Origin of the sequence: Pseudomonas sp. PB105, from assembly GCF_009764655.1 — a bacterium.
GTDB lineage: Bacteria > Pseudomonadota > Gammaproteobacteria > Pseudomonadales > Pseudomonadaceae > Aquipseudomonas > Aquipseudomonas cyclaminis.
Map to the genome: position 1 here is coordinate 106,926 of NZ_RWIO01000028.1, position 22,150 is coordinate 129,075.

Genomic DNA, 22,150 nt, shown 5'->3' on the forward strand with positions numbered 1-22,150 from the left:
CCTTCGAGCGCCAGACCCAGGGCGCAAAAAAGTTAGAATTTGGTTGTCAATCAGAGCTATCATCTAAGGATGGGAAAACACTTAAAAACGTCGAGCACTTACGACCCGCTTTTGCAAATGCTGGTTAGAGAAAGCGACACATCGTCGGATCGCATCCGTGCCAAGTTGAGTAACCAATACGAGTGGTGCTTCTGCGAGCTATGTTGGCGCTCCACCGAATATGTGATCAGCATCGCGGCGCCGAAAGTCTTCAAGCGCCTAAAGCGAGGGAATGTCAAAGCAGTCCCATTAACGGAGTCTGTTCGCACCGAAGCTCAGAAAAAAGCCGATGCCTTGGTGGATCGATACGAACGGGCATTGAATGGGGAGTTCGGCAGGTATGAGCCCCCTCGAATGTTGTCGAAGTACTGTGACATTCAGGAACTGCGCGGGGACTTTTCGGTAGCAGCATTTCGTGAGCACGTGGAGCGCCGAATGCTCGTTTCTACTTGGGCGCAACACGGTGAATTACTAAGGCCTGCGGCCCTACCTGGCCAGCCAGAGGGTTCGGCTAAACCGAGCAAACTCTATTGTGAGGCCCACAATCCGCGACGTAGCGATGAGGCACGCCGCGCTTACCAACGCGATAGGAGGTTCGTGCTGGATTATGAGGATTTGATTGCAAAAATCTGGTCTCAAGAAGCTGCTTTCCTCCCAAGCTGGGATATCGAGGCCCATGCCGAGGTCAGAAAAGAGGCATACCGCCTTCTCCAAGCACTGAAGTCACCAACTAGCACGATAGATGATCTGTTGATGCGAGGAATTACAAGTCATGCTGAAATCGCCCGGCAGCTTGGCGTATCACGCCAAGCTGTTTCTGCGGCCATCAAGCGACGGTCTGGAAAGCAGGCATCATCATGAAAGATCAAAACTCTAATTTCATTTTTTTCCTCCATTGCTTGGACGTGGTCGTTTAAGCGTCCACTCGTCAATCATATCCGCCCAATCCTGCAACATCGCCCGACGCTGATCACGGTATTCAGCCTTGTTGTAAACCGCCCGTACACCCTTCTGCTCGTGCGCAAGACACTTCTCAATCCAGTCTGAGTTGTAACCCGCCTCATGCAGCAGCGTGCTCGCTGTGCGCCTCAAATCATGCGGTCCGAACTTGCTCAACGGCTGCCCTTCTTTCTGCGCAAGCCGGTAGGTTAGCGTCAGCACCTGATTGATCGTCGCGGTGCTCATTGGCAAATCGGAATCGTACCGAGAGGGAAAGACGTAATCCGAACCACCGGCAAACGTCTTAAGAGCAATGAAGAAATCCAGCGCCTGCTGAGATAAGAAAACCAAATGGGCATTGCGCCGCTTCATCCGCTCTTTCGGAATGGTCCACAGGGCTTCACTGAAATTGATTTCGTTCCAGGTAGCGTTGGTCAATTCACTTTTACGAACCATGGTCAGCAACAGCAGCTTAGCGGCGACTCTCACGGATGAGGCGGTGCCGATGCGGTCCAGGTACTGATACATCAACGCGATTTCGTCAGGCCCTAAAGCGCGGTCACGTGGCTCAAATTTAGCGATGCTTGCAGGACGTACTAAATCAGCCGGGTTCTCGACCTTCTGGCCACGCTCAATAGCCCATCGGAACACCTGCATCACAATCTCGCGGGAGTGCACGGCCGTGGCTGGAGCTCCACGCTCCACAATGGCATCTGTCAGGGTACGCAGATCCTCATGATTGATTTCCACCAGTTTCTGATTACCGAAGTGCGGCTTTAGCTCGCGCTCGTAAACCGATCGGCGCATGTCACGCGTCGAGTCAGCCATCTGATACCCACGCAGCCATTTCTCCGCCCACGCATCAAACGTCTCTGCCCCTTTGGTGCGTGCCTTGGCTCGGGCTTTCTCTTTGGCAGGTGACTTACCCGCCGAAACCATCTTTTTAGCCTCGCCCAAGCGCTCTCTGGCTTCCGCAAGTGTGATGCCACCCACGCCATAACGACCGAACGTGATGGTCTCCTGACGGCCATTGATTGAGTAGTTGTAACGAAAGGAGATGGAACCGGCAGCAGTGACGGCCACGTACAGCCCGTCACGGTCGTTCACCTTGTAGAGTTTTTCTTGCGGTTTTAGGTTACGCAGCTTGGTATCGGTCAGCATGGCAGTTACGGATTCCATTGAAAAAATACCATGCTCAGAAAAGCACTCATGCACCACGATAAAACCCAATGAAACCGGGCTGATGATGAGATTTGATACCATGCACTGCCCTACTAGGGCGACATGGTATCGAGCACCGAACATGGCATTTGGCTCAGTCAATGCCCCGTACCATGCCATACAAACACGGTGCTTGGCGATGCACAAAGCTGCCAGAATTTGCCAGACCCAAAAAGCCAAAAGCCCGCAATTACGCGGGCTCCAGAGCATTTCTTGCTAGTGGGTGCCGGACAATGCCGGACGTCCAATCATTCCCACTCAATCGTCGCCGGCGGCTTGCTCGACACGTCATAAGTAACGCGCGAGATGCCTTCGATCTCATTGATGATGCGACCGGAAACGGTCTCAAGCAGTTCGTACGGCAGATGCGCCCAGCGCGCCGTCATGAAGTCGATAGTCTCTACGGCACGCAGGGCCACGACCCAGGCGTAACGACGGCCATCGCCTACAACGCCGACGGATTTCACCGGCTGGAACACCACGAAGGCCTGGCTGACTTTGTGGTACCAGTCGGCCTTGCGCAGTTCTTCGATGAAGATGTGGTCGGCGCGACGCAGCAGGTCGGCGTATTCCTTCTTCACTTCACCGAGGATGCGCACGCCCAGGCCCGGGCCTGGGAATGGGTGACGGTAGACCATGTCATACGGCAGGCCGAGTTCCAGGCCCAGGCGGCGGACTTCGTCCTTGAACAGTTCGCGCAGCGGTTCTACCAGCTTGAGGTTCATTTCCTCAGGCAGGCCACCTACGTTGTGGTGGGACTTGATCACGTGTGCCTTGCCGCTCTTGGCACCGGCCGACTCGATCACGTCGGGGTAGATGGTGCCCTGGGCCAGGTACTTGATGTTGTCCAGGTGTTTGGCCTGGGCATCGAAGACGTCGATGAAGGTACGACCGATGATCTTGCGCTTCTTCTCTGGGTCGGACTCGCCGGCCAGGTTGTTGAGGAACTGGTCCTCGGCGTTGGCGCGGATCACCTTGACGCCCATGTTCTCGGCGAACATGGCCATCACTTGCTCACCTTCGTGCAGGCGCAGCAGGCCGTTGTCGACGAAGACGCAGGTCAGTTGGTCGCCGATGGCTTTGTGCAGCAGCGCGGCAACCACGGAGGAGTCAACGCCGCCGGACAGGCCGAGCAGCACGTTGTCGGTGCCGACCTGGGCACGCACGTTGGCGATGGCGTCTTCAGCGATTTTCGACGGGGTCCACAGGGCTTCACACTCGCAGATGTCGAGGATGAAGCGCGACAGGATGCGGCCGCCTTGCTTGGTGTGGGTCACTTCCGGGTGGAACTGCACGCCGTAGTAGCGACGCTCGTCGCTGAACATGCCAGCAATCGGGCAGCTCGGGGTGCTGGCCAGGATGTGGAAGTCTTCCGGCATCTTGGTGACTTTGTCACCGTGGCTCATCCATACGTCGAGGCCGAACAGGCCGTCGGCGTCGACGTGGTCTTCGATGCCGTCCAGCAGGCGGCTCTTGCCGACCACGTCTACACGGGCATAACCGAATTCACGCAGTTCGGAACCTTCAACCTTGCCGCCCAGCTGCTCGGCCATGGTCTGCATGCCGTAGCAGATACCGAAGACGGGCACGCCCAGGTCGAATACGGCTTGCGGGCAGCGCGGGCTGTTGGCTTCATGCACGGACTCGGGGCCACCGGCGAGGATGACGCCTTTCGGTGCGAATTCGCGAATCGCTTCGTCGTCCATGTCGAACGGATGCAGTTCGCAATACACGCCGATTTCACGCACGCGGCGGGCGATCAGTTGGGTGTACTGGGAACCGAAATCGAGGATCAGGATGCGGTGGGCGTGAATGTCGAGGGCCATGAGATCAGTCTCGTCTAATGAATCAGAAACAACTCGGGGCTGAAAAAGACAGCCCCGGTTACTTAACTATTTGCAGGAAGCATCAACCTACGCGGTAGTTTGGCGCTTCTTTGGTGATCTGTACGTCGTGGACGTGGGACTCGGCCATACCGGCACCGGTGATCCGCACGAACTCAGGCTTGGTACGCATTTCTTCGATGTCGGCACTGCCGGTGTAGCCCATCGAGGAACGCAGGCCGCCCATCAGTTGATGGATGATGGCGCTCAGTGTGCCTTTGTACGGCACACGGCCTTCGATACCTTCCGGTACGAGCTTCTCGGCGCCTGCCGAGGAGTCCTGGAAGTAACGGTCGGACGAGCCTTGAGCCTGGGACATGGCGCCCAGCGAACCCATGCCACGGTAAGCCTTGTACGAACGCCCCTGGAACAGTTCGATCTCGCCTGGCGCCTCTTCGGTACCGGCGAACATCGAGCCCATCATCACGCAGGAAGCACCGGCTACGATGGCCTTGGACAGGTCACCGGAGAAACGGATGCCGCCGTCGGCGATCAACGGTACGCCGGTGCCTTCAAGGGCAGCGGCGACGTTGGCGATGGCGCTGATTTGCGGCACGCCTACACCGGCGACGATACGCGTGGTGCAGATCGAGCCAGGGCCGATACCGACCTTGACGGCATCCGCGCCGGCTTCGGCCAGGGCCTTGGCCGCTGCGCCGGTGGCGATGTTGCCGCCGATCACCTGGACTTCAGGGAAGTTCTGCTTGACCCAACGTACGCGATCGATCACGCCTTTGGAGTGACCGTGGGCGGTGTCGACCACCACCACGTCCACACCGGCAGCAACCAGGGCGGCAACGCGATCGCCGGTGTCTTTACCGGTACCGACCGCAGCACCTACGCGCAGACGACCTTGGTCATCCTTGCTGGCCAGCGGGTAAGCCTTGGCTTTTTCGATGTCGTTGACGGTCATCATGCCTTTGAGGGCGAATTTGTCGTCGACGATCAGCACGCGCTCGATGCGGTGCTTGTGCAGCAGTTCGCGTACGTCGTTCTTGTCGGCGCCTTCCTTGACAGTGACGAGGCGCTCTTTAGGCGTCATCACTTCGCGGACGGTGACTTCAAGACGGTTTTCGAAACGCACGTCACGGGAAGTGACGATGCCGACCAGGTCGCCATCGTGCAGCACGGGAACACCGGAGATGTTGTGCAGACGAGTGAGGTCGAACAGGTCACGCACGGTGGCGTCGGCTTCGATGGTGATTGGATCTTTCACCACACCGGCTTCGTAACGCTTGACCTTGCGCACTTCGGCAGCTTGCTGCTCGATGGTCATGTTCTTGTGGATGATCCCGATACCGCCTTCCTGCGCCATGGCAATGGCCAGGCGGGCTTCGGTAACGGTGTCCATCGCAGCGGAAACCAGGGGAATATTCAGCTCGATGCCACGGGTTAGGCGGGTCTTGAGACTGACTTCGTTAGGAAGCACCTCGGAATAACCGGGCACTAGGAGAATGTCGTCGAATGTCAGAGCTTCTTGGCTGATACGCAGCATCGCGGGGGCTCCCGAGCGGGAAAATGGAAGCGCGCCATTATATACATGCACCCTGTCGGGCTCAATGTAAAACTCTGACAAACTTGGTAATACTGATAGATGGATTAAAGCTCGACCTTGACCCAACTGATCTTCTGGTCCAGCCAATCGGCAAATTCGTCGATAAAGCTTTGCTTGAACCCCGCCTCCGCCCAGTTGTTGAAGATGAATCCCAGGTTGGAAAACCCGCACGCCTGCAGGAACAGAAACCCGTTGATGTCATCTTCATGCCCACACAGCGGGCAGGTGAAGTTGTCGGTATAGCCGGGCATCCAGTCCTCCAGGCTTTCGAACAGCGCCTCGCCGACTTCCTTGCGGCACTCCGGGCAACCGGCTTCTTCGAGAAAGCCCTTGGCCGGCGTATAGATGCAGCGCTTGTAGATGATCTCCAGGCCATTGACCGGCTCGTTGAACGGCAGCGCCTCGGGGTGCAGCACCACGGCGCGGGCGCCGTCGGCCAGGGCGTAGGCCATGCGGTTACCGGTGCGGCCACAGGTAGTGAGTTCTTCCTTGATGATGTTCTTGCGCACCAGCCAGCGCACGATGGCCCGGGCGCGGGGTTCGTGGACGGGCAAGGTGGAGATTTTGGGGACAAGGATGCTTTGGGAATTCATGAAAGGCCTGCGGTGTGGCTGCTGACGCCATCGCGGGCAAGCCCCTCCCACATTTTGAATTGTGAACACCTTCAAAGGTGGGAGTGGGCTTGCCCGCGATGAGGCCCGGGAGGACGGCAGCTTAATCCCTGAAGAAATCAGGTCAAGTGCTCAAGTACCGCCCAATCAATGCAATGCCGCTGGCCAGCACCAGCCACGTCACCAAGCGCACAAACGCTTCACGGGACATGCGCATCGTCAGCCTGCGCCCACACCACAGCCCCAGGGCAATCGCGGGCAACAGGCAGAGGGCCAACATCAGCAGCGGCAGATCAGCATACACCCCGGCGATCAAAAACAGGCTCAGGCGCACCACCGTACTGCAACTGATCAACGCGCTTTGGGTCGCGCGTGCCGCGTCCTTGGGCAAGCGGCTGTTCAGGTAGATGGCATATAAAAAGCCACCACTGCCGAACAACGCCCCAAACAGCCCGCCCACAGTGCCCATCGGGATCGACCACCCCGCTGCCAGTTGCGTGGGCCGGGCGTTTACCGCCAGGCTGTAAATCGCATAGGCGCTGATAAACAGCCCCATCAACAGCAGCAACAGGTCCGAATGCAAGTTGAGCAAAAACACCACGCCCAGGGTGCAGCCAATCGCCATGCACGGCAGTAATCGCAGCAGCTCCGGCTTGTTCACGTCCCGTCGCGTATGCAGAAGGCCGCCAAAAGCCGCGACGAAATCCAGCAGCACCAGCAACGGGATGATCTTCGACAGCGGCATAAACACAATCAGGATCGGCCCCGCTACCAACGCCGTACCAAAGCCGGCAATGCCGAACACGATATAGGCCACTACCACGCCCAGGCCGATCACCAGCCACTCCACACCGCTAAACGACCACTGGCTCATCAGCTCAACCGGGCTCATGGCGAATTCCTTGAAAGAGATAGCCATCACTTTAGCCATCAGCGAGGGTTGCGACTAATATCGTCAAAGCCCTCCACCCATCTCAAAAAGGCATAACGTGTGATTTCCACTCGCCAATTGCGCTACTTCGTCGAAATTGCCGACAGCGGCAGCTTCAGCGCCGCCGCCGAACGCCTGTTCGTGGCGCAATCGGCCCTGAGCCGACAGATCAAGGAGCTGGAAAACCAGCTGCAAACGCCGTTGTTCGAACGCACTGCACGCCAGCCACGCCTGACCGCGGCCGGTGAAGCGTTCTACCCAAGGGCCCGCAACCTGCTGAGCGAGCTGCTCAAGGCCAGTGAAACCGCGACCCAGGTCGGCAAAGGCCAACTCGGCACCCTGCGCCTGAGCCATTCGAGCACCGTGCCGATGAGCGGCGTGTTATTGCAGGGCATCAGCACGTGGCTGGAGCGCTGCCCCGGCGTTTCGATGGACATCGTCAAACTGTCCTCCGAAGCGCAACTGGAGGAGATCGCCGACGGTCGCCTGGACGTCGGCCTGTTACGGCTGCCGGTGCTGCGCCAGCGTGAAGGGGTACGTGTGGAGCCTTTATATAAGGAGCAATTGCTGCTGGCGGTGCCGCCGAATCACCGACTGGCAAGTAGCAACGAGCCCGTCGGCCTGGAGCAGCTCAAGGATGAAGCGTTTATCTCGATCCCCCATCCACAGCGTGGTGGACTGAGTTATCTGTCAGCCGAACTCTGCATGCGCGCCGGATTTTTCCCCAAGGCTGCGCGGGTCATATCACGTAAGACCACTCAGCTACAGTTGATCCAGGCCGGCTTCGGTATTGCCCTGTTACCAAAATCCATGCAGGACATCGCCCCCGCCAATGTGCACTTTTTAGCCCTGGCTGACCCGGATTGCCTGAGCACCGTGGCCCTGGCCTGCCCGCAGGCGCCGAGCCGGTTGGTGGAGCAGTTCTGTCAAACCTTGCACGAATGCCTATAAACTGCCGCCCATGATTAAAGACCCCTTTGCCCGTCTGGGCCTGGACCGTGAAGTCCTGACTGTCAGCCAACTCAACGGCCGTGCGCGGGTGTTGCTGGAAGACGTGTTCACCAATATCTGGGTCGAAGGCGAGATCTCCAACCTCGCCCGCCCGGCCTCCGGCCATGTGTATTTCACCCTCAAGGACAGCGGCGCCCAGGTGCGTTGCGCGTTGTTTCGCAACAATGCCGCACGGGTGCGCCAGGCGCTGAAGGATGGCCTGGCGGTGAAGGTGCGTGGCAAGGTCTCGCTGTTCGAGGGCCGTGGCGACTACCAGTTGATCCTCGACACGGTGGAGCCTGCCGGCGACGGCGCGCTGCGCCTGGCGTTCGATGCGCTGAAGGAAAAGCTCAGCGCCGAAGGCCTGTTCAGTGCCGAGCGCAAGGTGCCGCTGCCGGCCCATCCTCGGCGCATTGGCATTATCAGCTCGCCCACCGGCGCGGTGATCCGCGACATCATCAGCGTGTTCCGCCGCCGAGCGCCGAACATTGAGCTGACCTTGATCCCCACCGCCGTACAAGGTCGTGAAGCGATCGCGCAGATTGTGCGGGCGCTGAAACTCGCCGACGCCCGTGGCTTTGACGCACTGATCCTGGCGCGTGGCGGCGGCTCTCTGGAAGACCTCTGGTGCTTCAACGAAGAAGCCGTCGCCCGCGCAGTGGATGCGTGCGTCACGCCCATCGTCAGCGCCGTCGGCCATGAAACCGATGTCTCCATCAGCGACTTCGTGGCGGACGTGCGCGCCCCTACGCCGTCTGCCGCCGCTGAGTTGCTCGCCCCGGACGCCAGCCATCTGGTGCGCCAGGTCGAGAACCTGCATCGGCGCCTGGTGATGCTGATGCGCAATCGCCTGACCCATGATCGCCTGCGCCTCGAAGGCATGGCCCGGCGCTTGCGTCATCCGGGCGAACGTCTGCGCCAGCAGGCCCAGCGCCTGGATGACCTGGACATGCGCCTGCGCCGCGCCTTCGAACGCAGCCTCAATACCCGGCGCGAGCGCCTGATCCGCCTGGAAACCCGCCTCGCCGGCCAGCACCCCGGCCGTCAACTGGCCCTATTGCGCCAGCGCCTGGACAGCCTTGCCGAACGCCTGCCCCGCGCCATGCGCGAAGGCCTGAAGGCCCGTCGCCTGCAACTGCAAAGCCAGGTACAGACGTTGCAGGTGGTCAGCCCGCTGGCAACCTTGGCTCGCGGTTACAGCATCTTGCTGGATGAGCGCGGCCAGGCCATTCGCAACGCGGCGCAAACCCACACCGGCCAACGCCTCACCGCGCGTCTCGGTGAAGGCCAGCTGCAAGTGCGGGTGGAAGACAACCACCTGACACCCGTCACCCTTTCGTTATTGGATTGATTGATGCCTCGTCTCTTTAGCTTGTTGATGCTGCTGTGCCTTGCCTTTAATGCCCACGCCGATAGTTATATCAGCCGTACATTAAACAAACCGGTGCCGGGTGGCGTGGCCGTGGTCGACCTGGGTCCTTCGGCCGCTGCACCGAAAGCGACCTATCAAGGCAAGCCGGTGCTGGTGGTCAAGGAACAGGACAACTGGCTGGCGATTGTCGGCATTCCGCTGAGCGTCAAGCCGGGCAACGAGCGCATCAGCAGCGGTAGCCGCAGCCTGCCGTTTATCGTCGGTTACAAGAAATACCCGGAACAGCGCATCACCCTGAAGAACAAAAGCCAGGTCAACCCCGACCCGGCCCAACTCAAGCGCATCGAAGGCGAACTGGCCGTGCAACTCAAGGCCTACCGCAGTTTCAGCCCCAACCTGCCGAGCAACCTGGTGCTGGATAAACCGGTGAACGGGCCGCTGTCGAGCAAGTTCGGCGTGCGTCGCTTCTTCAACGGTGAAGAACGCAACCCGCATTCGGGCCTGGATTTCGCCGTGCCGGCCGGTACGCCGATCAAGACGCCGGCGAACGGCAAGGTGATCCTGGTCGGCAACTACTTCTTCAATGGCAACACCGTGTTCGTCGACCACGGCCAGGGCTTTATCAGCATGTTCTGTCATATGTCGAAGATCGACGTGAAAGTCGGCCAGCAACTGGTGCGCGGGACGGTGGTAGGCAAGGTCGGCGCGACGGGCCGCGCCACCGGGCCACATATGCACTGGAACATCAGCCTCAACGATGCACGGGTGGACCCGGCGATCTTTATCGGCGCGTTCCAGCCCTGAGTGACTCGATTGCGCGCGCTGCAAAGCACGCGCAATTAAATTCAGCGCTTGCAACGTTCCCAGGCATAAAATCTCGATTCCTACGCAAATAGCAGAACTTCTCTCAATTTTTTTCGACTGCTTGCCATCTTTCACCCCGGCGGTTAGGGTTGAGCTTATGAAAACCTCTCACACCCTCATTCAGCTCCGCCAGCACCGCAGCCTGTGCCTCGTCAGCGCACGACTGCCAGGCTGAATCGATCTGCCTCGTCTCTACGCCTTATCCCCAAAAACAGTTCCACGGCAGGCCGCCTTTTCTCGGCCCCTACAACAAAGGATTTCCCGATGAGCATGCTCAAAGACCCGTCTTCGAAGTACCGCGCGTTTCCGACCATCGATATCCCGGACCGCACCTGGCCGTCGAAGACCATCACCGAAGCGCCGATCTGGTGCAGCTCCGACCTGCGTGACGGCAACCAGTCGCTGATCGAGCCGATGGACGCGGTGAAAAAACTGCGCTTCTGGAAGACGCTGGTCGCCGTGGGCGTGAAGGAAATCGAAGCGTCGTTCCCCGCCGCATCGCAAACCGACTTTGACTTCGTACGTACCCTGATCGAAGACAACCACATCCCCGAGGACACCACCATCCAGGTTCTGACCCAGGGCCGTGAAGACTTGATCGCACGCACCTTCGAATCCCTGCGCGGCGCCAAGAAAGCCATCGTGCACTTGTACAACGCCACCTCGCCGTCCTTCCGCCGCATCGTGTTCAACCAGGACAAGGACGGTATCAAGGCCATCGCGGTCAACGCGGCCAAGCTGTTCGTCAAATACGCGGCCCAGCAGCCGGAAACCCAGTGGACCTTCGAATACTCCCCGGAGACCTTCAGCGCCACTGAGCTGGAATTCGCCAAAGAAGTCTGTGACGCCGTGATCGAGGTGTGGAACCCGACGCCTGAACACAAGATGATCCTCAACCTGCCGGCCACCGTGGAATGCGCCACGCCGAACATCTATGCCGACCAGATCGAGTGGTTCGGTCGCCATATCAACCGCCGTGACAGCGTGATCATCAGCCTGCACACCCACAACGACCGTGGCACCGGCGTGGCCGCGACCGAGCTGGGCCTGATGGCCGGCGCCGACCGTGTCGAAGGCTGCCTGTTCGGCAACGGCGAGCGCACCGGTAACGTCGACCTGGTCACCGTGGCCTTGAACATGTACACCCAGGGCCTCGACCCGCAGTTGGACTTCTCCGACATCGACGGCGTGCGCAAGGTCGTCGAAGAATGCAACCAGATCCAGGTGCACCCACGTCATCCGTATGTGGGTGATCTGGTTCACACGGCGTTCTCGGGCTCCCACCAGGACGCGATCCGCAAGGGCTTCACCCAGCAGAAAGACGATGCGCTGTGGGAAGTGCCGTACTTGCCGATCGACCCGGCCGACATTGGCCGCAGCTACGAGGCGGTGATCCGTGTGAACAGCCAGTCGGGCAAAGGCGGCATCGCCTACCTGCTGGAGCAGGAATACGACATCAGCCTGCCGCGTCGCATGCAGATCGAGTTCAGCCAGGTGGTACAGGCCGAAACCGACCGCGTGGGCCTGGAGATGACCGCCCCGCAGATCTACGCCTTGCTGCAACGCGAATACTTGCAGGCCAACACTCCGTACGCGCTGGTCAGCCATCGCCTGCAGGAAGAAAACGGCAACAGCTCGGTGGAAGTGGAAGTCTCGGGCAAAGGCCAGGGCGAAACCAACCTGCGCTGGCACGGTAAGGGCTATGGCACCCTGGAAGCCCTGGTCGCCGCCCTGCCGATCAAGGTGGAGATCATGGACTACAACGAACACGCGATCGGCGCGGGTACCAACGCCAAGGCTGCCGCCTACATTGAATTGCGTGTGAATGGCGAGCGTCCGGTGCATGGCGTGGGCATTGATGAAAACATCACTACCGCCAGCTTCAAGGCGGTGTTCAGCGCGCTGAATCGCTCGCTGAGCCAGTTGGAAGCGAAAGCGGCGTAACTGACCGCCGAAACGCAAAAGGCCCCTGGGTGAGAACTCAGGGGCCTTTTTGTTGGGATTTATATTTGCGGTGTCTGTGAGGTCCTCATCGGGGGCAAGCCCCCTCCCACATTTGGAATGCGTTTCCCTGTGGTCAGACAAACTGAAAACTATCGGCATCCAGGTTCGCCGGAAATTTGCTGCGATAGGTCGCCAGCTCGGCTGCCTCCAGGCACACCTGAAACACCCCGTCCGCCTCCCCTGCGCTAAGCAGGGTCTCACCCTGGAAATCCAGCACCTGGCTGTCCCCGGTGTAAGCGAAACCTTTGCCATCCGTACCCACCCGATTGACTGCCGCCACGTAGCACAGGTTTTCGATGGCACGCGCCGGCAATAAACGGTTCCAGTGCTGACGCCGCGCTCCCGGCCAGTTCGCGGTGTACAGCAGCAGGTCCGTGTCCTGGGCATCGCGGCTCCACACCGGAAAACGCAGGTCGTAGCAAATCAGCGGCCGAATACGCCAGCCCTTCAATTCAAACTGCACCTGCCGTTCGCCGGGGGTGTAGTGATCGTGCTCGCCGGCCATACGAAACAGGTGGCGCTTGTCGTAATGCAGCACCTCGCCATCCGGTCGTGCCCACAACAGGCGGTTGCGGTGGCTGCCGTCGGCGGCCTGGATGATCACACTGCCGGTGATCACGGCGTTATATTTGGCCGCCTGGGCTTGGAGCCATCGATGGGTAGGACCGTTTTCCGGTTCAGCGAGGGTGGCCGACGCCATGGAGAATCCGGTGGTGAACATCTCCGGCAGTACGATCAGGTCGGCGCCCCTGGCCTGCTCCAGCAGCAGGTCGAAGTGTTCGAGGTTGGCCTTACGGTCGTGCCATGCAAGGGTGGTTTGGACCAGGGCGAGCGTCAGGTTGGGCAGCGCACTCAGATCACGCATAGTTTTTCAGCTGCTTGGCGCAGCGTCTCCTCGCGTTTGGCAAAGCACAGGCGCACCAGGCGCTGGCCTTGGGGTGGGTTCTGGTAGAACACCGAGACCGGGATGGTCGCGACGCCGTGTTCGCGGGTCATCCACAGGGACATGGCGACGTCATCCAGGTCCGGGCGAATCTGTGAGTAATCCACCAGTTGGAAGTACGTGCCGGTCACCCGGCTGAAACTGAAACGTGACGGTGCCAGCAGGTCACAGAACAGGTCGCGCTTGGCCTGATAGAACGCAGGCAATTCGTCGACGTGCTCCGGGTGGTCGGCCATGAAGTCAGCCAGCGCGAACTGCAATGGCGTCACGCCGCAAAAGTTGACGTACTGGTGCACCTTGCGCAGCTCGGCCGTCAGGGCCGGTGGCGCGACGACGTAGCCGGTTTTCCAGCCCGTCACGTGGTAGGTCTTGCCAAAAGAGCTGACCACGAACGCACGTTGATACAGCTCTTCGTGGGCCAGCACACTGACGTGGGGTACGCCGTCGAAGACCAGATGCTCGTAGACCTCGTCGCTGACCAGGTAGATATCGCGGTCGCGGATCAATTCGGCCAACCGGTCCAGCTCGGCGCGGCTGATCAGGGCACCGGTGGGGTTGTGTGGAGTGTTGAGGATGATCATGCGCGTACGCGGCGACAACGCGGCCTTGATCTTCTCGAAGTCCAGCGCAAAGCCTTGCAGGCTCAGTTGCACATGCACGCAGCGACCACCGGCCAGCTCGACCGAGGGCTCGTAGCTGTCGTAGCAGGGATCGAACACGATGACTTCATCGCCGCTGCGAATCACCGCCTGGATCGCGCAGAAGATCGCTGCCGTTGCGCCAGGGGTGATGGTTACTTCGCTGTCAGGGTTAACCGCGGCGCCGTAATTGCGGGCGATCTTGGCCGCGACTTCTTGGCGCAGGGCTGGCAGGCCGGTCATCGGGGAATATTGGTTGTGCCCGCTGGCAACGTGCTTGCCCACCGCATCGAGTAACGCCTGGGGGCCATTGAAATCGGGAAAGCCCTGGGACAGGTTTAGCGCGCCGGTTTCGGCTGCGAGTTGCGACATGGTGGTAAAGATGGTTGTGCCGACGTTCGGCAGCTTGCTGGTGATCATCGGAGGCCCCTGCAGGTGAGCTGCAAGTTTTAAGCTGCAAGTCGCAAGCAGGTCAAGCGACAAACCGCCGGCCACAAAAAAGGGCTCCAAAGGAGCCCTCTCTCGCAGCGTGTAGCTTACAACGCAAAGCGGCGCTTATTTCTTATCGCGGCGCTTCTTGTCGGCCTTCTTGTGGTGAGTCATCAAACGACGCTTCTTGTTCACCTGACGGTCTGTCAGTGTGTTCTTGTTGCCTTCGTATGGGTTCTCGCCACCTTTGAACTCGATACGGATCGGCGTACCGACCAGTTTCAAGACACGGCGGTAGGTGTTTTCCAGGTAACGCACGTAGGACTTGGGCACCTTCTCGATCTGGTTACCGTGGATCACGATAATCGGCGGGTTGGCACCACCCAAGTGGGCGTAACGCAGTTTGATCCGGCGGTTGTTGACCATCGGCGGCGCATGCTCGCCCACCGCGTCTTCCAGGATCTGGGTGAGGCGGTTGGTCGGCCAGCGGGTGACCGCGGATTTGAACGAGTTCTGTACGGACGCGTAGAGGTTGCCCACGCCGGTGCCGTGCAGTGCCGAGATAAAGTGGATATCGGCGAACTCAACGAAGAACAGCCGACGTTGCAGCTCGATCTTCACGAAATCGCGCTCGCTCGGCGTCATGCCGTCCCACTTGTTGATCGCGATGACCAGGGCACGACCGGCTTCCAGGGCAAAGCCCAGCAAGTTGAGGTCGTGATCCACCACGCCTTCGCGGGCGTCCATCACGAAGATCACCACGTTGGCGTCTTTGATCGCTTGCAGGGTTTTGACCACGGAGAACTTTTCAACTTCCTCGTGGATCTTGCCGCGCTTGCGCACACCGGCGGTGTCGATCAGCGTGTACTTCTCGTCGTTACGCTCGAACGGGATGTAGATACTGTCGCGGGTGGTACCGGGTTCGTCGTAGACGATTACACGGTCTTCACCGAGCATGCGGTTGACCAGGGTCGACTTGCCGACGTTAGGGCGACCGATGATGGCGATCTTGATACCGTCTTTTTCGCTCGGGCCAGGAATGCGCTTGGCTTCCTCACCTTCGGCAACGATCTCTTCTTCACCTTCCTCTTCCTCAGCGTCATCCTTGGGAAAGGTGCTGAGGGCGATTTCCAGCATCTGGGTGATGCCGCGACCGTGGGCGCCGGCGACCGGGATCGCATCGCCCAGGCCCATCGGGCTGAATTCGGCACGGGCCGCTTCAGGATCGATGTTATCGATCTTGTTCGCGACCAGGTAGGAACGCTTGTTGCGCTTGCGCAGGTGCTCGCCAATCATCTGGTCGGCGGCGGTGTAGCCCGCGCGGGCGTCCACCAGGAACAACACGACATCGGCTTCTTCAATGGCCAGCAGCGACTGCTCGGCCATTTTTTCGTCCATGCCATGCTCATCACCGGAGATACCACCGGTGTCGACAATAATGTAGGAGCGCCCTTGCCACTTTGCCTCACCGTATTGGCGATCACGGGTCAGACCGGACAAGTCGCCGACAATGGCGTCGCGAGTCCTGGTCAGGCGGTTGAACAAGGTGGACTTGCCGACGTTAGGTCGGCCCACCAGGGCGATTACGGGAACCATGCGGCTCTCCACTTCGTTATTTCAGAAAATACAAAAGCCGCTGCAGGGCAGCGGCTGGTGCTCGGGGCAGCATCGTCAGATGCCGCATGCCCCGCCGAAGCGGGGCCGCCTGGGTGTTACCCCAAGCATAGTTCTTACTTGATGGTCAGGGCTTCCAGCTTGCCGCTGTTGCCATACACATAAAGCATGTTACCCACGACCAGCGGACGCGCACGCAGGCCGTCACTGTCGATACGCTCACGACCTACAAAGCGACCGTCCACCTGGCTCAGCAGGTGCAGGTAGCCTTCGAAGTCGCCTACCGCTACGTAGCTGGAAAACACTTCCGGTGCCGACAGCTGACGGCGAGCCAGGGAGTCGTTGCTCCACAACGCGGTGGTGGAACGCTCGTCGACACTTTCAACGGTGCCGGACGCCAGGCTGACGTAGACGCTGCCAAACCCTTGGGCGACACCGGCGTAGCTGGAAGCATCACGCTGCCAGTTAACACGGCCGCTCTGCAGGTCCAGCGCAGCAACGCGGCCCTGGTAGGTGGCGACGTAGAGGGTTTCACCCGACAGCAGCAAGCCACCGTCGATGTCCACTACGCGATCCAACTCGGAACGACCCTGCGGGATGGCCACACGGGTTTCCCAGGCCGGCACGCCGTTCTGGGTGTCCAGGGCGACCACTTTACCGGTCGACAGGCCTGCGACGGCCAGATTGTTGGTCACAACCGGACCACTGGTACCGCGCAGGGTCAACACCGCAGGGGTGCTGTCGTACAACCAGCGCTGGTTGCCGGTAGCGGCATCCAGACCGATGACACGGTCATCCTGGGTCTGCACCACAACGATGTCGCCGTTGGTGGCAGGCGGTGCGAGGACTTCACTGGTCACGCGAGCGCGCCATTTCTCTTCACCGGTGCTGGAATCCAGCGCAACCACTTCGCCTTTCAGCGTGCCGACCATCACCAGGCCGTAACCCACGCCTACGGCGCCGGAGACAGGCAATTCGAGGTCTTTCTTCCACTTCACGTCACCGTTCATGCGATCCATGGAGATCACTACGCCGGTCACGTCAGCGGCCACAATGTTGTCACCGTCGATAGCCGGTACCAACATGTTGTAGGTTTCGCCCTGACCGTCACCGATGGAACGGCTCCACTGCTTTTGCAGGACGACTTCTTCCTTGAAGCTGGTCAGCTCGGCCGGAGGTAGTTCTTTTTTACTGTTGCTGCTGCAACCCGCGGCCAGAACGGCCAGAGCCAGCAATGCTGCATGTTTCCAACGGATCACGTCACGCATCCCCTTTGGCCAAGTCGTCGAGCTTGATTTGTAAGCCACCGACCGCCGCTTCATCAGACAGCGCCGCCTTGGCTTTCTTGTACGCAGCATTGGCTTCGTCGGTACGACCCAATTGGACCAACAGGTCGCCCTTGAGCTCTTCGCGAGTGGCTACAAATGCCTTGTCCGCATCGCCGTCGAGCAGTTTGAGTGCTTCGTCAGCCTTGTTCTGTGCCGCCAATACCTGAGCCAGGCGCTGACGTGCGATTTCACCCAGAGTCGGGTTGGTCGGTTTGTCGGCGATTGCTTTCAGCTCGGCGGCTGCATCATCCAGCTTGCCGGTGTCGACCGCGACTTTCGCGACGAACAGGCTGCCGTATTGGGCGTAGGTGCTACCGCCGAATTCGTTTTTCAGCTTGCCGGCCAGGTCTGCAACCTGTGCAGGGTCAGGCTTGCCGCTTGGCGTCAGGGTGGTTTCCAGCAATTGCTGATAAACGATAGAGGCGCCTTGGGATTGGTTGGCCTGATATTTGGTCCAGGCTTGCCAGCCGAACACCACCACTAAAGCCAGCAGACCGCCAGTAACCAGGGGCTTGCCGTTACGCTGCCACCAGTCCTTGAACTCGGCCAGTTGCTCATCATCAGTACTCGACACCCCAATACTCCTTAATCGCTAAATTCGGCTGTTCGACAGCTTCAACCCTGCACGACGCAGGTGGCCAAGTGCGCAGCGAGCGCATCAAAGGCAATGTTCTGTTGCTCGCCCTGGCCACGCAGGGGTTTGAAACCTATCACTTGCTGGGCAAGTTCGTCATCGCCGAGGATCAGTGCATACAGCGCACCGCTCTTGTCGGCCTTCTTGAACTGGCTCTTGAAGCTGCCAGCGCCAGCATTGACCTGCAGGCGCAGGTTCGGCAATTGGTCGCGTACTTTTTCGCTCAGGGCCAGGGCCGCCAGTTCGGCTGCCTCGCCAAAGGCGCACAGGTACACATCCACCTGACGGGAAATTTCTTCCGGGACTTGTTCCAGGGTTTCCAGCAGCAAGATCAGCCGCTCGATGCCCATGGCAAAACCCACACCGCTGGTCGGCTTGCCGCCCATCTGCTCGACCAGGCCATCATAGCGACCACCCGCGCACACGGTGCCCTGGGCGCCGAGTTTGTCGGTGACCCATTCAAATACGGTCTTGCTGTAGTAATCGAGGCCACGTACCAGCTTGGTGTTGATCACGAACGGAATACCGGCCGCATCCAGACGAGCCTTGAGGCCTTCGAAGTGAATGCGCGACTCGTCGTCCAGGTAATCGGCCATTTTCGGCGCGTTGACCAGCACGGCCTGGGTGTCGGCGTTCTTGGTATCCAGCACGCGCAGCGGGTTGGTTTTCAGGCGGCGCTGGCTGTCTTCGTCCAACTTGTCCAGATGAGCCGAGAGGTACTCGACCAAAGCCACTTTGTAGCGGCCGCGGGACTCACTGGTGCCCAGGCTGTTGAGCTCAAGCTTGACCGCGTCGCGGATGCCGAGCAGGCCCCACAGACGCCAGGTGAGTACGATCAGCTCGGCGTCGATATCCGGGCCGTCAATGTTGAACACTTCAAGGCCGATCTGGTGAAACTGACGATAACGGCCTTTCTGTGGACGCTCGTGACGGAACATCGGGCCGATGTACCACAGTTTCTGCGGCTGGCCTGCACCGGTGAGTCCGTGCTCAAGCACGGCGCGAACGCACGCGGCAGTGCCTTCCGGACGCAGGGTCAGGGAGTCGCCGTTGCGGTCTTCAAAGGTGTACATCTCTTTTTCGACAATATCGGTCACTTCACCGATGGAGCGCTTGAACAGCTCGGTGAACTCGACGATCGGCATGCGGATCTGCTTGTAACCGTAGTTATCCAGCAGACGTGCGACAGTATTCTCGAAATAGCGCCACAGAGGCGTCTGCTCCGGCAGGATGTCGTTCATGCCACGAATGGCTTGCAGAGACTTGCTCACATCAAATCCTTAAATTCGTTCAATCAGCCGCGAGCGATCAGCGCTGCGTCAGCTGCGACCTTTTCGGCCGCTTTCTCGCGGATCAGTCTTTCGAGCTCATCCACCAGATTGTCATTCGTTAACTTCTGCGCCGGCTTGCCGTCGATGTAGATCAGGTTCGGTGTACCACCGGTCAAGCCCACATGGGCCTCCTTGGCTTCACCTGGCCCATTGACCACACAGCCAATCACTGCGACATCCAGCGGCACCAGCAGGTCTTCAAGGCGCAACTCCAGGTCGTTCATGGTTTTCACCACGTCGAAGTTCTGCCGCGAGCAGCTCGGGCAGGCAATGAAGTTGATGCCACGGGAACGCAACCGCAGGGATTTGAGAATGTCGTAGCCGACTTTCACTTCCTCTACAGGGTCTGCCGCCAGCGAGATGCGGATAGTATCGCCAATCCCTTCGGCGAGCAGCATACCGAGACCCACCGCAGATTTCACTGTGCCTGAGCGCAAACCGCCAGCTTCGGTGATACCCAGGTGCAACGGCTGTACGATTTCCTTGGCCAGCAGGCGGTAGGCTTCAACCGCCATGAACACGTCGGAGGCCTTTACGCTGACCTTGAAGTCCTGGAAATTCAGGCGCTCAAGGTGCTCAACGTGGCGCAATGCCGACTCAACCAGCGCCGCCGGAGTCGGTTCGCCGTATTTCTTTTGCAGGTCTTTTTCCAGGGAACCGGCGTTGACGCCGATGCGGATCGGAATGCCGCGATCACGGGCAGCGTCCACCACGGCGCGCACACGGTCTTCCCGACCGATGTTGCCCGGGTTGATACGCAGGCAGTCCACACCCAGTTCGGCCACGCGCAACGCGATCTTGTAGTCGAAGTGAATGTCGGCAACCAGCGGCACCTTGACCAGCTGCTTGATGCGGCCGAAAGCCTCTGCAGCGTCCATGTCCGGTACCGAAACCCGCACGATGTCCACGCCGGCAGCTTCCAGGCGGTTGATCTGGGCCACGGTGGCGGCCACATCATTGGTGTCGCTATTGGTCATGCTCTGTACCGCGATGGGGGCGTCGCCACCCACCGGCACCGAGCCGACCCAGATCTTGCGCGATACGCGACGTTTGATTGGAGATTCGCCGTGCATGACTATTGTCCCAACTTGATGCGAGCTGTCTCGCCACTGGTGAACGGCGCCACGTCCACAGGCTGGCCGTTGTAGGCCACTTGCGCGCCACGGGCGAAGCCCAGACGCAGCGTCAGAGGAGGCTTGCCGCCCTGGTCAAGCGTATCTCCCTTGCGCTTCAGACCGCTGAACAACACTTTGCCATTGCCATCGGTGACTTGCGTCCAGCAGTCGGCAACGAAGGTCACTTGTACGCGCCCGTCACCAGCGATCAATGCTGGGGTGGTAGGCGGTGAAATAGCGGGTGCAGCAGGTGCGGGAGTCGCTGGCGCAGGTGCGACCGGCGTATGGGCCTGGGCAGTTGGCACTGCCGGGGTCGCCGGCGTTACAGGAGCGGGCACAGCGGCAGTTGCCGCAGGAGCGGTCTCAGGTGTCGGCTGCTCGGTCGCGAGCGGGGCTTCAGACGTGGCCTGGCCCTCGGCAACAGCCTGGTCTTCCGGCTCGTCCAATGGATGGATCTGGGTGGTACCGTCGGCGCTTTCGACTTCGACGTGCTCCATCGCGTTACTGGTCAGGTCCTTGCTGCGCTGGGAGGCCTGGTCTTGCCACCAGACAAACCCGCCGCCGATCACCGCAATCAGCAGCAACAGGCTGACGATTCGCAAAATGGTATGGGAAACGCGCACCGGCTCTTCGATACGGCCCAGGCCATGAACACTGCTACCCTGGGAGTCGGTCCCCGTGAACTGGTCGAACTCCTGAACCAGAACGGTCTGGTCGATACCCAGCAATTTGGCGTAGGCGCGGATATAGCCGCGGGCGAACGTGTGCCCAGGCAACTTATCGAACGCGCCGGCTTCCAGATTGCCCAGGGACGTGGTGGTCAAATTGAGCTTGAGGGCCACTTCCGCCAGCGACCAACCATTGCTTTCGCGGGCCTGACGCAAGGTCTCGCCTGGGTTTACGCGATTAGCTGCTACAACTTCCGGGTGCGCCGCTTTCATCATTGCTCCGACAGGTATTGCTGATATTCCGGCGTACCGGGATAGAGTCGTTCGAGTTGCTGGCCAAAATGTGCGGCCGTGTCGCGTTCGTCATGAACGGTCGCCAGGCGCACACCGAGCAATAGACTACGTGCATTTTGCCCGCTGAGCAGGCTAAAACGCGCGTAATAGTCACGTGCTGGCACATAATGCCTGTCTTCGTAAGACAACTCAGCCATTTCGAGCAACGCCCGTGGCTGGCGACTGTTCAGGTGCAGGGCTTTTTCCAACTGCTGACGAGCGCTGTCACGCTGGCCAAGACGCATTGAGGTCACCCCGAGGTTCTCGAACACCCGCGAACGCTCTGGATAGAGTGTGTCAGCGGAGGCTTGCTGGAAATAACGGGAAGCCTGGTCATAACGTTTCTGTTCGAACAGGAAGCTGCCGTAATTGTTCAGCAGCCGAGGATCGGCAGGACGGGAGGCCAGTGCCTTTTTGAAATACTGGTCGGCCAGTTCAGGCTCGGCCTGGGCCTGAAACACCAAGGCCAGTGCGGCATTGGCATCGGCGTCGTTGCTGTCCAGCTCAAGGGCTTTTTTCAACGGCACCTTGGCCTGCTCGCTCATGCCCTGCTGCAGGTAGCCCAAGCCCAATTGCACATAGGCAACTCGCGCCTCATCACGGCCTTTACCGGTTTGCAAAGGGCTCTCATGACCCGATGAAACACAACCGGCCGCAAGGCTGGTAACAAGCAGAAGCAGCGCGAGGCGCAAGGGCATAGAGATCCTC

General features: G+C 59.8%; 19 protein-coding genes. 5 read left to right on the forward strand and 14 right to left on the reverse strand.

The annotated features are described in order from the left end of the window. Positions 1-39 precede the first annotated feature (39 nt). The gene (locus tag EJD88_RS05985; protein WP_256673628.1) at positions 40-900 is read left to right on the forward strand and encodes a hypothetical protein; all 861 of its coding nucleotides are present in this window, start codon (positions 40-42) and stop codon (positions 898-900) included. Positions 901-918: 18 nt separating this feature from the next. Here the strand turns inward: EJD88_RS05985 and EJD88_RS05990 are convergent, their stop codons facing one another. The 5 genes from EJD88_RS05990 to EJD88_RS06010 all read right to left on the reverse strand — a co-directional run bounded on the left by EJD88_RS05990 (position 919) and on the right by EJD88_RS06010 (position 7,140). Beyond that, the gene (locus EJD88_RS05990) at positions 919-2,139 is read right to left on the reverse strand and encodes a site-specific integrase (RefSeq protein WP_158877228.1); all 1,221 of its coding nucleotides are present in this window, start codon (positions 2,137-2,139) and stop codon (positions 919-921) included. Positions 2,140-2,447: 308 nt separating this feature from the next. Next, the gene (guaA, locus tag EJD88_RS05995) at positions 2,448-4,025 is read right to left on the reverse strand and encodes a glutamine-hydrolyzing GMP synthase (RefSeq protein WP_112196667.1); all 1,578 of its coding nucleotides are present in this window, start codon (positions 4,023-4,025) and stop codon (positions 2,448-2,450) included. 82 nt (positions 4,026-4,107) lie between these two features. Then, positions 4,108-5,577 (reverse strand): IMP dehydrogenase, encoded by a 1,470-nt coding sequence (guaB, locus tag EJD88_RS06000; protein WP_017478674.1) that lies wholly within the window; start codon positions 5,575-5,577, stop codon positions 4,108-4,110. 104 nt (positions 5,578-5,681) lie between these two features. Further along, on the reverse strand, positions 5,682-6,230 hold the full coding sequence (locus tag EJD88_RS06005; RefSeq protein ID WP_158877211.1) for a sugar ABC transporter ATPase: 549 nt from the start codon (positions 6,228-6,230) through the stop codon (positions 5,682-5,684). 142 nt (positions 6,231-6,372) lie between these two features. Continuing rightward, positions 6,373-7,140, reverse strand: a complete 768-nt coding sequence (locus EJD88_RS06010; RefSeq protein WP_158877230.1) for a sulfite exporter TauE/SafE family protein — start codon at positions 7,138-7,140, stop codon at positions 6,373-6,375. A gap of 99 nt (positions 7,141-7,239) precedes the next feature. On the opposite strand from EJD88_RS06010, the gene EJD88_RS06015 reads away from it, so the two are divergent. The 4 genes from EJD88_RS06015 (at position 7,240) to leuA (ending at position 12,349) form a co-directional block, all read left to right on the forward strand. Beyond that, positions 7,240-8,130 (forward strand): LysR family transcriptional regulator, encoded by an 891-nt coding sequence (locus tag EJD88_RS06015; RefSeq protein ID WP_158877212.1) that lies wholly within the window; start codon positions 7,240-7,242, stop codon positions 8,128-8,130. 10 nt (positions 8,131-8,140) lie between these two features. Further along, complete coding sequence (gene xseA, locus EJD88_RS06020) at positions 8,141-9,520, forward strand: exodeoxyribonuclease VII large subunit (protein WP_099585604.1); 1,380 nt, start codon at positions 8,141-8,143, stop codon at positions 9,518-9,520. A 3-nt stretch (positions 9,521-9,523) separates the two neighbouring features. Further along, complete coding sequence (locus EJD88_RS06025; RefSeq protein ID WP_112196671.1) at positions 9,524-10,345, forward strand: M23 family metallopeptidase; 822 nt, start codon at positions 9,524-9,526, stop codon at positions 10,343-10,345. 324 nt (positions 10,346-10,669) lie between these two features. Further along, positions 10,670-12,349: a 2-isopropylmalate synthase gene (gene leuA, locus EJD88_RS06030; RefSeq protein WP_099585606.1), complete on the forward strand. Its 1,680-nt coding sequence runs from the start codon at positions 10,670-10,672 to the stop codon at positions 12,347-12,349. 133 nt (positions 12,350-12,482) lie between these two features. Here the strand turns inward: leuA and EJD88_RS06035 are convergent, their stop codons facing one another. The 9 genes from EJD88_RS06035 to pilW form a co-directional block, all read right to left on the reverse strand. Next, on the reverse strand, positions 12,483-13,274 hold the full coding sequence (locus tag EJD88_RS06035) for an amidohydrolase (RefSeq protein ID WP_158877213.1): 792 nt from the start codon (positions 13,272-13,274) through the stop codon (positions 12,483-12,485). Beyond that, positions 13,262-14,410: a pyridoxal phosphate-dependent aminotransferase gene (locus EJD88_RS06040; RefSeq protein ID WP_158877214.1), complete on the reverse strand. Its 1,149-nt coding sequence runs from the start codon at positions 14,408-14,410 to the stop codon at positions 13,262-13,264. Before EJD88_RS06040 ends, EJD88_RS06035 begins: the two co-directional genes overlap by 13 nt. A gap of 135 nt (positions 14,411-14,545) precedes the next feature. Further along, positions 14,546-16,015 carry a ribosome biogenesis GTPase Der gene (gene der, locus EJD88_RS06045; protein WP_112196675.1) on the reverse strand — a complete coding sequence of 490 codons (1,470 nt, stop codon included), beginning with the start codon at positions 16,013-16,015 and terminating at the stop codon, positions 14,546-14,548. 134 nt (positions 16,016-16,149) lie between these two features. Then, entirely contained in the window at positions 16,150-17,301 is a 1,152-nt protein-coding gene (gene bamB / locus EJD88_RS06050) for an outer membrane protein assembly factor BamB (protein ID WP_099585610.1), read from the reverse strand. Next, on the reverse strand, positions 17,294-17,935 hold the full coding sequence (locus EJD88_RS06055; RefSeq protein WP_122308838.1) for a YfgM family protein: 642 nt from the start codon (positions 17,933-17,935) through the stop codon (positions 17,294-17,296). Before EJD88_RS06055 ends, bamB begins: the two co-directional genes overlap by 8 nt. 41 nt (positions 17,936-17,976) lie before the next feature. Beyond that, positions 17,977-19,266 (reverse strand): histidine--tRNA ligase, encoded by a 1,290-nt coding sequence (hisS, locus tag EJD88_RS06060; protein ID WP_158877215.1) that lies wholly within the window; start codon positions 19,264-19,266, stop codon positions 17,977-17,979. Positions 19,267-19,289: 23 nt separating this feature from the next. Continuing rightward, positions 19,290-20,399, reverse strand: a complete 1,110-nt coding sequence (gene ispG, locus EJD88_RS06065; protein WP_099585613.1) for a flavodoxin-dependent (E)-4-hydroxy-3-methylbut-2-enyl-diphosphate synthase — start codon at positions 20,397-20,399, stop codon at positions 19,290-19,292. Between the two features lie 2 nt (positions 20,400-20,401). Further along, complete coding sequence (locus tag EJD88_RS06070) at positions 20,402-21,382, reverse strand: RodZ family helix-turn-helix domain-containing protein (protein ID WP_158877216.1); 981 nt, start codon at positions 21,380-21,382, stop codon at positions 20,402-20,404. Further along, positions 21,382-22,140 carry a type IV pilus biogenesis/stability protein PilW gene (gene pilW / locus EJD88_RS06075; RefSeq protein WP_099585615.1) on the reverse strand — a complete coding sequence of 253 codons (759 nt, stop codon included), beginning with the start codon at positions 22,138-22,140 and terminating at the stop codon, positions 21,382-21,384. The genes EJD88_RS06070 and pilW overlap by 1 nt, the downstream gene beginning before the upstream one ends. Positions 22,141-22,150: the final 10 nt, after the last annotated feature.